Annotated in this window: 10 protein-coding genes; all 10 read right to left on the minus strand. The window is 39.5% G+C overall.

The window, feature by feature from the left end:
• Positions 1-11 precede the first annotated feature (11 nt).
• Complete coding sequence (locus tag FCI53_RS13480) at positions 12-1,523, minus strand: 4-hydroxyphenylacetate 3-hydroxylase family protein (RefSeq protein ID WP_138419594.1); 1,512 nt, start codon at positions 1,521-1,523, stop codon at positions 12-14.
• Positions 1,524-1,960: 437 nt separating this feature from the next.
• Positions 1,961-3,856 (minus strand): XylR N-terminal domain-containing protein, encoded by a 1,896-nt coding sequence (locus FCI53_RS13485; RefSeq protein WP_171038178.1) that lies wholly within the window; start codon positions 3,854-3,856, stop codon positions 1,961-1,963.
• 593 nt (positions 3,857-4,449) lie between these two features.
• Positions 4,450-5,679, minus strand: coding sequence for an MFS transporter (locus FCI53_RS13490; RefSeq protein WP_138419596.1), 1,230 nt, complete (start codon positions 5,677-5,679; stop codon positions 4,450-4,452).
• Between the two features lie 25 nt (positions 5,680-5,704).
• Entirely contained in the window at positions 5,705-7,015 is a 1,311-nt protein-coding gene (locus FCI53_RS13495) for a TRAP transporter large permease (protein ID WP_138419597.1), read from the minus strand.
• Positions 7,016-7,017: 2 nt separating this feature from the next.
• Complete coding sequence (locus FCI53_RS13500; protein ID WP_138419598.1) at positions 7,018-7,509, minus strand: TRAP transporter small permease; 492 nt, start codon at positions 7,507-7,509, stop codon at positions 7,018-7,020.
• Positions 7,510-7,591: 82 nt separating this feature from the next.
• The gene (locus FCI53_RS13505) at positions 7,592-8,725 is read right to left on the minus strand and encodes a TRAP transporter substrate-binding protein (protein ID WP_138419599.1); all 1,134 of its coding nucleotides are present in this window, start codon (positions 8,723-8,725) and stop codon (positions 7,592-7,594) included.
• A 293-nt stretch (positions 8,726-9,018) separates the two neighbouring features.
• Positions 9,019-9,558 carry a hypothetical protein gene (locus tag FCI53_RS13510; RefSeq protein WP_138419600.1) on the minus strand — a complete coding sequence of 180 codons (540 nt, stop codon included), beginning with the start codon at positions 9,556-9,558 and terminating at the stop codon, positions 9,019-9,021.
• 28 nt (positions 9,559-9,586) lie between these two features.
• Positions 9,587-10,813 (minus strand): FAD-dependent oxidoreductase, encoded by a 1,227-nt coding sequence (locus FCI53_RS13515; RefSeq protein WP_138419601.1) that lies wholly within the window; start codon positions 10,811-10,813, stop codon positions 9,587-9,589.
• A gap of 106 nt (positions 10,814-10,919) precedes the next feature.
• Positions 10,920-11,762 carry a fumarylacetoacetate hydrolase family protein gene (locus FCI53_RS13520; protein WP_138419602.1) on the minus strand — a complete coding sequence of 281 codons (843 nt, stop codon included), beginning with the start codon at positions 11,760-11,762 and terminating at the stop codon, positions 10,920-10,922.
• Positions 11,763-11,808: 46 nt separating this feature from the next.
• Complete coding sequence (locus tag FCI53_RS13525) at positions 11,809-12,927, minus strand: cupin domain-containing protein (protein WP_138419603.1); 1,119 nt, start codon at positions 12,925-12,927, stop codon at positions 11,809-11,811.
• Positions 12,928-12,941: the final 14 nt, after the last annotated feature.

The raw sequence follows: 12,941 nt of genomic DNA on the forward strand, positions 1-12,941 counted from the left end.
TAGATCCTCCTTTATTGTTTAATTGTTGATTGTTCCGTTCCAGTTGTCCATGTTTGATTAGTCCATCCGTTCAAATCATAATCATCCATTGCCGAGCCAACAAACGATTTGTACCTGTCTGCAGCTCCTGAACCTTCCGCATGCTTTAATGCTTCTAAACGGATATTTTCGTGGTTACCGGCATAATTGATTTCATACAATTCATGACGACCACCGAATTCAGATCCGATCGCATCCCATACCATTTTCAGTAATTTCACACGCTCTTCTGCATCAATACCGGTTCCACGATAGTATTGCTCCAAATAAGGTCTGATTTCTGGATTTAAAAAGTCCTCAGCACTTGAAGGTAATTGAATTAAACCGCCTGCAACAATTTGCTCAAAAATATTTTTCACTCTTACCCACGTCGACGGCGCCAGCACTCGGTAAGCATTGCAATAAAATCCATTTGGAACTGCTACACCATTTCTCCCTGTTTCCGGCTCTGTTGCCATTGCGGTCGACAATCCCCAAAACGTATTTCGTAGTGCAAGTACTTCCCCAATATTCGCCTGCACGCCTCTAAATTGCTTGGTACCCGCACCCTCTGTAGCCTTTAAAAGCAGTCCGGACATGAAGTCAAGTTTCACTGCTAGACGTGTGCAACCATGGAAAGTAAAGCGATTAACAAACCCAGTATCGGTAAAGAAACGATTTGACACATTTACATTTTGATATGCAAGCACATTTTCCCATGGAATAAACACATTATCTAACACAATAACGGCATCATTTTCATCGAAACGACTGGACAATGGATAATCAAATGGCGTTCCGTTTTTGGCTGCCACATTTTCATAAGATTGACGACTGATCATTTTCACACCTGGCGCATTCATCGGTACGAAAAAAATGAGAGCATGGCTTTGGTCGCCGCCGCCTAAATCATTAGGACCGTAGTTCGCAACAAAATTATAGTTAGTAAGCGCTGCTGCGGTTCCAACCATTTTGGCACCGCTTACAATTATGCCGTCATCTTTTTCATCTAGTGCACGAACAAATACATCCTTATTTTCATGAAGTGGTTTGGAACGATCCACTTGCGGATTAATAATGGTATGATTGATGAAAGGTACTTCCTTGGTTGCTTTTTTATACCATGCTCTGGCATTATCTTCAAAGCCTTCATAATAATCAGCATACGCATCTAAATGTGCTGTAAATGATGCTTTATAGTCAGGAGTCCGCCCCATAAATCCATAATTTAGCTTTGACCATTCCGCGATGGCATCTCTTGACTCGATTAAGTCTTTGGAGGTTTTAGGCGTTTTAAAGAATTTATGGGTTCGATCCCCATATTTTGTTTCCGTCGTTAAAATTTTACTTGTTTCCTTATCATGAAGTGCATCATACATTCTTGCATAGGAACGAGCTGCGTTTCGGTATGCCGGGTGCTCTGTTACATCGTCTATTTTTTCGCCATTCAAATAAACCACACGACCGTCTCTCAAGCTTTCCAGATAATCTTTACCGTTTAACATGCATTCCCCTCCATCTTCATTATTTGCTTGGATTTACTCTGTGTTGCTTACTTACAATGATACGTAAACGAACGAATTGTAACAATAGCATGAATATTCTAAAAAAATAGTTTTTTCTGTATGGTTATGTTAGTATTTCTAAATAAGGCTTATCAGACAGGCGAATACCATAGTTGCACGGTTAACGATAAAATAACTGTTCCTACTCATTTGTCATAGTCCGAAAATGCGGTGAAAAGCCGCGGAATTAATCCAACATCTCCGCAAGAAAGTATTATTGCGTCGTAGCTATATACTGCGCAGTAATCGTTAACTGGTTTCATCGGTTAGAGCTGATCCGGTGCACGTTTAGCCCATAAGGTAGGAGGTAGTTGCCAAAAAATGCTGCCGGATAATTGCAACAAAAAAAACCCCTTATTCAGGGGATTTTCGTGTCATTAATCATGTAATTCTAACTCACCAATTAAAATGAGTGACTGAAGGGCCATCAATAACTGATGGTTATAAAAAGGGTCTTTTAACTGATGATCGAGTAAGTCCTCAATTTTCGCAAGGCGATATCGTAATCCACTTAGTGACAAGGCGATATCGTTTGATGTTTGTTCATAGTTACCTCCGTTTAACAGGAAAGCATATAATGTTTTTAGCAACTCTACTTTTTTATCATCTAAATGTTCCAAAAGCTTGCCCAACACATTACTTGCGATTTTTTTTACTTCGTTTTCATTGTTCTTATTTAATAATGGACCGATAATTCCAATCGATTCGAAGAAAAAAATCTTGTTGTTAGGAGTTGCCATTCGAAGTGCGATCAGTGACTCATTATGGCTTTCGTTTGCATTGGTAATGTTTTCGCTTGTCTTACTGATACCTGCGTAAAAGAGAGTAGTAGGATGATGTTGACAAAGAAAATCCAAGTATGCTTGGAAATGATTCTTTAATTGTTCTTGATTCATTTGATCGTCTGGAACTAAAAAAATAATCGTATTACCTCGACTTCCAATTAACATTTTTTCTTGTTTAAAGTATGTTGCAGTTTGATCAAGTAGTTCTTCATGAAATGATAATTCTTTTTCAGTAGCTTTTTGCTCTAATTGATATTTTACGGTTATGAATCGATACGGTTGAGAAAGATCAAGTTGCAATAATTTCCCCCGTCTTAGAATTTCTTCCTTATTTTCAAATTCTCCTCTTAAAATTTCATTCAGGAAGTGACCCTCTATTCGCCGATCGTTATCAAACTTAGTTCTTTCAAGTAATAAATATAACGAGCTAACGATTGCAATGCGTTCTAATGTCATGATATCCGTTTTGAGATCCATTATTTGATCGTTGGGATAAATAAATGAACAGTAACCAATTATCTTCTTTTCTAAGATGATAGGTGTAATTAAGCGGATATGAGTTGGCAATTTAAACTTTGTCGTTTTATAGATTGGGGGATAATCTTGTCCGTTATCCTTATGTAACGATGATTGTTTGTCGCGTAGGTAGGATTTAAATTCTATATTCATTTCATCTATCGATGATTCAGAGAGACCTTGAGCAGCCAATGGATGATGATTTGCATCTGTAATGACACCTGGAATATTTAGTGTGTCATAAACGGTATTGACAATTGAGTGTAAGTTATTACCCTCCAAGACTTCCTCCGTTAATTTTTTATGAATAATTGAGTTTTTTTCTAAGTTATTCCTTTCTCTTAGAAGTTCTTCATAAGTTATTTCTAGTTCTTCAACAATCGATGTTCCTTCATAAAATTGAAGTTCATCATGTATGTCCTCTCCCCAGTAATCAAGTGATTTCCCTACCCATTTGCATTTCCCGTTCCCTTCTGCCTGGCAGGATAATTCTTTAAAAATGACTGTCTGATTGCAAAGCGTTGTAAGGTATCCACTTGCATAACCTGTAAGTGTATAGCATATCGGACTTGTTGATGTTCCAAACTGGGAAAGGTGTTCAACCGCTTCGTAAGAATCCTCCCACGTTCCTTCCATATATACGGATAACTGTTCATTGTTCGGTTTCACTTCTAACTTTGTTGTCTCCACGGTGACATGGCCTTTCATTTTGTGCAGTATCGGTCCGTAGTATATAGCTTCTTTGATCGATTTGGCCTTGTGATTTAAAACCTTCTTTGCGTCTTCTTCCCCTAATTTCCATCCATAGCGGTTTAAAAATCCTTTTATTCTATCATTGCCAATATTTCTTATTAGATCTCTCCGAAGGGTCCCAAATGCAGAAATGGAAATTAAAATAGAGCGATCGTCATCAATAAACAGAGATCCGTTATCTTTTACATCGATATTATTGATCACATGTTGGCTTAACATCCTCATACCACTCCTATATACTTAATTGGTTAACATCCTTTCGTTTTAGGTGATGTTACATAATAAACGTTTTGTGTAAGTAAATTCAGAGAGGTAACGTTTCCTAATTAAAGCGCATTCAATTATGATGGTATAAAGTGAAAACTTGCATCTGTGAGTCACACTGATTGCTAGTACCGCAAAGAGAGACACGCCGTCCCCCTCCCACTTATCTCGTTTATTTTAACTTGTAGATTGAAGTGTGGGTCTTATTAACATGCGGGACAAATGATTGCGTTTTCAAAACAAGGCAGTTAATATTGGGAATTTTTTTTATTTTCGCAATATTAACTATACAATAACAGATTGTACATTTCAATAGAACACACCAAAAACAATCATATGTAGTGTAATTTAGGTATAAATATATAGAATATAACTACAATCAGTGAGGGTGTTCTTTTATCCACGATGAGATAAAAAACGATTTTTAAAATAGACTGAGATTCCATCATTCTACACAAGTTGGAAAAGTCCACCTTACAGTTATCAATTTGTCCTATATCGAATAACGCAACTTCATTCATCTGAATCATTATTAAAACCAGCGTTCGTCATAAGGAAGCAGAATGATGGTTAGCACCCACATCATGAGAACGCCGCTCTATAAATACCGACACTCCCAAAACAACAAGAAACAACACCATAAACAAAGCAGAGATTTGATACATGTGTACATAACCCAACCTAGAGGCAATTGCTCCTAAAATCATCGCCCCAGTTACGACCCCTAAGTCTAGCGAATTAAAAAACATACCATTCGCAAGTCCACGCTCTTCCTTTGAAACCTTATTAATCATCCACGCTTGAATCGATGGCTGCAAAATTCCGTAGCCACTCCCATACACAAGTGCTGATAAAACAACAAAAACAAAATGAGTCGCAAAAGAAAGCAGGATTAAACCAATCATCATGAAGACTGCACCAGGTATAAGGACAACAATCGGTCCCTTTTGATCGAAAACTTTTCCCGCAATTGGACGCATCAATAAAACAACCAATGAGGAAAATAAAAAGAAACTACCAGCTCCTTGAAGGTTTTGTTCCTGGCCAAAAAGCACAATGAAGCTGATTAGACCACTATACGTAGCATACATCAACACATTCAAGATGCTTGGCACGAGTAATTTTCGTAGTAAAAACCGTTTCTTGTTTGAATCCGTGTTTCTATCCTTTGCCTCTGACTTTTCTGTCGCACGAGTGGCTGATGGCATCATGATATACAGGAGGGGAAAAACAACCGCTAGTATAATAGAAGCAACGAGTACTAAAACCGCCATACTATACGTAGTGAATAGAAATAAACCAATCACAGGTCCCAACATTAAAGCAAGTGTATTCGAAAACCCAAAGTAGCCCATCCCTTCCCCCATTTTCTTTGTAGGAATCAGGTTAGAAGCCATTGTAGGCAAGGTAGTACTTGCCATCCCAAAGCCAATACCATGTAACATTCGCATAAATAGGATGACAAGCACTACATAACTCCAATAAATACCAACTGTTGCAATCAAGGTAATACCTAAACCAATTAGCAATAGCTGACCTATTTTGTGCATTTGCGATGGTCTACCAGTATATATTCTGGCCAAAATTGCAGAGAATGCAAAAAGGCTAGTCACCAGACCGATAGTTGGATCATTACTATGAAAGTGTTCCCTTAAATAAGCCGGTGTCGTTACCAAAAGCATCTGCATATTGAGAAACAAAAGAAAACAACTAATCGTTAGAATGACAAAGCCTTTTGTCCACAATTTCTCACCGTTTGACATACGTTCACCTTCCATCTAGAACCATCCAACTCATAATCTATTAATTCTGAATCAAATTTGGTAGATACGTTGCAATGCCTGGCACTAGCAACATAAGAAGCGTCACAAGTATAATCACAATTAAAAACGGCCATATTCCTTTAAAGATCTGCTCCACTTTTACGTCTTTTACAACCCCTTTAATAATATACACATTCACCCCAACTGGTGGCGTAATAACGCCCATTGCTGCTACAAGGACCATAATTACTCCGAACCAAATTGGATCGTATCCCAATGTGGTCACTACTACTGGATAAAAAATCGGGATAGATAATAAAATTAAAGCTAGTGCATCCATAAAAAAACCTAAGACTAAATAAATAAACAGAATCAGAGCCATCGTGACAACAGTTGGTAATACTAATCCTTCAATCCAACCACCTATTACAAACGGAATTCGACTTAATGTGATTAACCTTCCAAATACAACGGCAGACCCAATCAGCAACATAATCATAGCTGTCGTTCTCAGTGTTTCAAATAAGGAACCTTTCAAGCCTTCCCAACTTAACTCTCTTGTTAAAAGGCTAAGGATTAAAATTCCGCCAGCACCAACAGCACCTGCTTCCGTCGGTGTAAACCATCCAGTAAACAATCCTCCCATCGATATAGCAAAAATGACAGCTACTTCCCAAAGTCCACCTTTAAGGGCAGCAAACCTTTCTTTCCAAGTAGATTTCTCACCCCGTGGTGCTAGCTCAGGATTTCTCTTTGCTAGAATATAAATTAAGATCATAAAAGCAATCATTAAAATGATGCCAGGAATAATTCCTGCTAAAAATAGTTCCCCAATCGATTGTTCTGCCGCAATTCCATAAATAATGAAAAGAGTACTGGGGGGAATTAGTACACCAAGAATACCACCAGCAGCAACACTAGCTGTGGACAAGGAATCACTATAATTGTGCTTTCTCATTTCTGGTACGGCAATCGATCCAATTGTTGCAGCCGTTGCAGTGTTAGAGCCGGATATTGCTCCAAAAAGACCGGCCGCTCCCTGAGCAGCCATAGCCAACCCACCAGGCAAATGACCGACAGCTTTATAGGCAAAATCGAACAACTTCGCTCCAATGCCTGCGTGCAGCGCCAAAAACCCCATCCAAACAAACATTGGAATAGCACTTAACGTATACGTGGAAAAGTTGGAATAGATTTCAGTAGCAGCTACTCTTAGCGCAACGGAGGGTGAATTGAGAATACTAATACCGATAATACCGGAAAATAACATCGAATAAGCAACTGGCATCCGTAATACCAAGAAGATAAAAAAGAGAAGAATACCTATAAACCCTATTGTAATGGAAGACATATCTATTGATCACCTTCTTTTGTATATAATGACAAGACTTTTCCAATAACTACCAACCCTAGTAGCCCAAATCCTATCCCCAGTATTACGACAAATGGAAAATGGGGCAAACCAATGGTGAGGGAAACTTCACCATTCTGACGCATTTCGTCGGCATATAATATAATGTTCCTTGTTACAAAAAACAAAAAAATTGCTGAAATAATACCTATTAAACTATCAATCACTTTTTGGACTTTCCTAGGCAACCGGTCCATAAAAACACTTATTGATATATGCCCATCTTTAACAGCACAATAAGCGATAGAAAGGGAAATTAAGACTGGAGTGAGAAATAGAATGAAATCATGCGTACCTTGTATTGGTGTATCGAATAGCCTTCTTGAAAGAACATTTGCAAGGACCAACATTGCTGTTAGAAATAATATGATAGCCGCTATATTTTCTAAAGCTTTGCTTATCTTAGTAACGATGTTGACATATCCTTTGATCACTTTCAAAATCCCCCTTTTTTAGCTTAATTTGCATCGCATCATCACTTGTGGATGGATGCGATGCATTTGTCATGGTTATTTTTTATTCCTCAAATTCCTCATTATACTTCTCCGTTAATTCAACAAGTGTGTCCATAATTTGTTGACCATCAAGTCCTTCTGTGTCTAATTCCTCGACACGCTCATCAATTAATGGTAATAACTTCTCATGCCAACTAGCTTCCTCTTCTTCAGATAAGAAGATTTCTTCTACTCCATGCTCTTCTACTGCATACTGTAAGCTATCTTCTACCTCTCTTGAATACACTTCAATAGCGTGTTCAAATGCTTGTTCATTAGCTTCACGAATCGCTTCTTGAATATCAGTAGGGAAGGAATCCCATACCTGTTTATTCATTGTTACATAATGAATTGTGGTATAAATTAAGCTAGAGTGTGTGACATAGTCCGTTACCTCTGCTAATTTAAAAGATCTTAGTGTATCAGCCGGAAGCAAACTACCATCAACAACCCCTCTGGACATACTCTCATATGCCTCCGTAACTGGCATTGCTACAGGTGTTGCACCTAATGCTTCCAAGGTTGCCACATTCGTACCACTAGCTCGAATCTGCATCCCCTCTAAATCTTCTAGGCTTTCTACTGGTTCTTGCGTCATTAATAACCCTGGAGCAATACCGTAAATAAACATGACCTCCGTATCTTGTAACTCGTCAGGTTCTAACTGTTCGACGGCATCTTTTGCTACATGACTGGAAACCGCAGAGTTTTTATACTCAAGACCACCAGTATACATAGAATTCAAGACTGGTAATCTTCCAGGATTATATCCAGACACATCATGCCCGATGTCTGCAAGCCCTGATTCAATACCTGGATAAATATCGCCACTACCTAATAATGAACCACCAGGATACATCTCCAGCTTTACTAATCCATCCGTAGCATCCTCAATTGCAGCAGCCCACTCTGGAAAAATTTCTTGTTGAACAGGATGGGGAGCGGGTGCGAAGTCAGCTAAACTAAGGGTAACTGGTTCCATTGTTTGCTCCTCACTCGTTCCCGATCCTTCTGTTTCTGTGGACTGTGTATCGGATGAGTTATTTGTATCATCACCAGTAGTACTCGCATCGTCATTATCACCCGCACAACCCACTAATACCATTGAAAAGACTATAGCTATGATGAAAAATACATATTTCATTCTTCTATTCATTTTTAAACCTCCCCCTTACATTCCATGCGAAATTTTGATAACTTCATTCATTTGACCAAACAAACTGTTCCACCGCATACATAACATCGCTTCTCCTTACTTGTTGTAAACGCTTTCTGATAACCTAATAAAAAAGGACCTTTCAGATGTTGATTCTTATTATACAAAAATACCCAGAGTTGATATACCGTCACAATGAAGGAATACATACGGAAGTTTTCATACATGATGAAGGAAAAAATCGAAAGGTTAACTTAGTCTGACACTAAATTAACCTCTTCCAGTAAGCAGCTTTACATAAGATAGATCGTGTTACCTTCTATCCCAAATGGTATGTGGCCACTGGCAATCATTTGGCGAATAGGCTCAAACTGTTCCCCTTCCTCTGCAAGGTCTGAAACAGCGATCATTAACGTAAGATACATGGCCATGCCTGTCATATAGTTAATTAACTTTTGTTCATCAAATTGCTTGTAAGCCCCATCGAATGCATATTGGAAGACCGCTTCTGGAAGAAATTCGACAACCTGTTTTAATGCTGCATCATGACTATTCTCTGTTATTTTTTCCGTCCATCGGTCTGGCAAATCACGTATCGCCTCCCAAATCCTGCTATCTTGAAAGGTAAGTCGTTGATAAACATCAGCACTTTCCTGTATCGTCACCCATTCTATCTGAAAATCGGAAACTCCTAACTGGTTTAAACACTGTTGTAATTGTTGTTCTGTCATCTCTTCTTTTTTACCGACATTAGAGAACCAATCAATGGAACTGTATGTTTCTATCATTTGTTCTAATCGGTTTATGTTTACTGTTTGTTGGGAAACTGTCACTCTTTTCACTCCCTTCTCTGTTCCAAAATTAATATTTGGTTGTTAATTCCGGAGGTCCAAACTTCGGACCATATGGCCCCTCATCCAACCAACGTCCCAATCGCGGAACAACCGATACTAACGATGCAGCAAGGTCCCGCTTCATATTCATTTCTTCCGATTCGCCTTGAATATGCTTAAGTGCTGTTGTCGATGCATCACGATTCCACTTCGCTGCAATCCTGCGTTCTTTGGCAGCATCCGCAATTGCTTTACGTCTTGCTTCTTCACTATCTGCCGCTAGCGCCTTTTCAATACCTTGAATGGCAATTAGCGCGTCGGGAACACCTGAGTTCAATCCTCTAGCACCAAATGGAGCAAATAAGTGGGCCGCTTCTCCTGCCAATAGCACGCGATGTGATTCATCTGTGAAATTATTTGCTACCACTTGGTGGAATTGATACGAGGACACCCATTTGATCCTATCGTTATACTTTTCATCCATTACCTTTGGCAGCCATTGTTTGACTCCTTCTTCACACGTATATGCGTCGACGTCATCCTCTTCAAATAGTTGCAAATCCACTCGCCATCCACCTTTAAATGGTACTTTCAATACGTTTCGCCCACCCATTGCTGGATGTTTGTAGTGGAACACACGTTCAATCGGTAATGGGTCGTTTTCATCTTCTTCTAAATCAAGTACTAAGAAGGTATCTTTCGTGCGCGGCCCCTCAAATTGAAGCCCTGCTTCTTTCCTAACAATTGACCTAGCGCCATCCGCCCCAATAACATAGTTTGCGCTATATTCATCGCCTGTTGCGGTGGTGATATTAACCCCATCGTCTGATATAGAAAGCTGATCGACAGGATTTTCCCAAACAAAATCGACTCCCGCTTGTTCGCATGCTTCATAAATATATTTTTCGATTTCGTGTTGATGCAAGGAACTGAAATGGGGCAGCTTTTCTGAATCCGTATTATCTGTAACCCCATAATTACGAACATAGATTTCCTTTCCCTTATACAAGGTACGTTTAATCGGCCAAATCACACCATTTCGTGCCAATCTGAAACCGAGTCCTGCCGATGTTTGTTCTAACAATTTCATCGTGGCATTATGAATAAAGATGGCACGACTGCCAGGACGTGGTTCATCTTTTGCTTTTGCCTCAATCACTGCACAGGAAATCCCTTTGTTCTGTAGTGCCAAGCCAGCTGTTAAACCAACTGGCCCTGCACCGACAACAATGACGTCATATTGTTTTTTACTCATTTCCATTCTCCTTTCACACAACATTTTTTGGTTGATTCCTATTTCGTCATGGGGAGCCCATTTAATATTTTTTGATTATTCAGAATTAATTTGACGTACTTCTTGATTACTCGGAACCCTCTACAGGCACCGAAAATCCTCCAACTTGTTCAACTTCAATGCGAACGACATCACCTGATTCAATCGGACCTACGCCTTCAGGTGTTCCAGTTGCGATCACATCGCCCGGCTGAAGCGTCATATGATCACAAGCAACCTCGAAGCATTTATAGCAATCATAGATAAGATGTTTGGTATTGCCATCTTGTCTTAGCTCGTCATTCACCCATAGTTTAATAGATAGATCATTTGGATCTTCTATCTCATCAGCGGTAACAATCCACGGACCAATTGGCGTAAATGTATCAAACGACTTCCGCCATGTGCGCTCCTCATTTCCACGTATTGAAATATCAAGTAAAGCAAAGTAGCCGAAAATATAGTCTTTCGCATCGGCTGCAGCTACATTTTTCGCAGCCTTACCTACGACATAACCAAGCTCTGCTTCATGATCGGTACGCCTATTTTGAAACGGAAGACGAATTGGATCCGATGGGCCTGACAGAGAATCAGGTGATTTTAAAAACAATGCTAAATCCTCAACTGTTCTAGGCGCATTATTAAATTGCTTATTCATCTCTTCCTGATGCTTTTTATAATTAACAGGCGCTGCCCAGATTTTACCGGTAGTCGGAACTGGTAGCCTTAGATCGACTTCGGCAAGCGAATATGATTCTCCAGTTTGTGTTTCCTGCTCTATACTTGGCTTCAGCGTCTCAAAGTATTCAACCAAATAGTGAAAAGAAGCTGTCGTATCATTGGAATCCCAATTCGCAACCTGAGAAACATCGATTACTCTATCGTTTTTTATGATTCCTAACTGATCATCATTAAAAATGGTTATTTTCATACAATCCGTCCTTTACCATCTAAGTGAATACAACTTTTCTATTGTCCTATACATTTAATGATTCTGGCAAAAACGTCGAGGTGACTTTTTGATAGCCGTTATTTTCATTCAATGCCTCACTAAATTCTAACTCTAGTTTTTCCATAACGGGTTTATCGTTAAATGAGAATAAGAAAGCATCCGTATCTCCTGTGTTAACATGCTCATGGTAACTCCAAGGAGGGAGAATGAAGAAGTCGCCCTTTTCCCATTCAAATTTCTGACCGTCAATCACGGTATAGCCTTCTCCTTCAAGCACATGATAAATCGCGCTATGAACGTGTCGATGTGCTTGCGTATGTTGGTTGGGAGTCAGTTTTTGCATCATCGTTCCTACCCGTGAATCGGCTGATTTTCCTGTCGTTGGGTTGGTATACTCCACAGCATGCCCATCATACGGATCCTGTTCCTCTTCCTTCATGTGATTTAGAAGGTATTCAACCCGATCAAATTTATAGCCGAAGATCGGTGAAGGATAGCCTGGTTCGACCGTCTCATTCAGCTTCTTAAACGACCCATTGGCAAACGCTTCATTGGAGTAGTTCTCTTCCGGTTTTAATGGATAGAATTTATCTTCATAAGGTTTAAAGAACGATGCTGCCATTGTTTTTACTAACCCGACATCAAGTCCATCTAACCAAAAGACAGGTTCTGTTCCTTCATGCTTGTGCTCATGCCATGTCCAAGCAGGTGTGAGAACAAGGTCCCCTCTTTCCATATACACCTTTTGACCGTTAACAGCAGTGTAGGCCCCTTCTCCTTCAATAATAAAGCGAATTGCTGTTTGGGAATGTTGGTGTGCAGGCGCAAACTCTCCAGGCAATAACAATTGAATGCCTGCATACAACGTATGGGTGCCGTATCCTACTAGACCTCGTTCTAGTAAACTAGGATTTTGTAAATAAACGACACGCCGCTCTGCATCTTTACCTGGTTCCAAAATTTCGCCGGCAGTCAGTGCATATTCTCTAATATCTTTCCATTTCCATAAATACGGTTCCACATCATGCACTGGTTCTTTTGTCACCATATGTCCAAGATCGTACCAAAGTGGGCCAAGATGCTGTTTCTTCATCCCGTCATAATACTGTTCTAACTCTTTTTCCGTATATACCTTTTTCCCCATCTCCCAATCACTCC

The sequence above is a fragment of the Aquibacillus sediminis genome, assembly GCF_005870085.1.
GTDB lineage: Bacteria > Bacillota > Bacilli > Bacillales > Amphibacillaceae > Aquibacillus_E > Aquibacillus_E sediminis.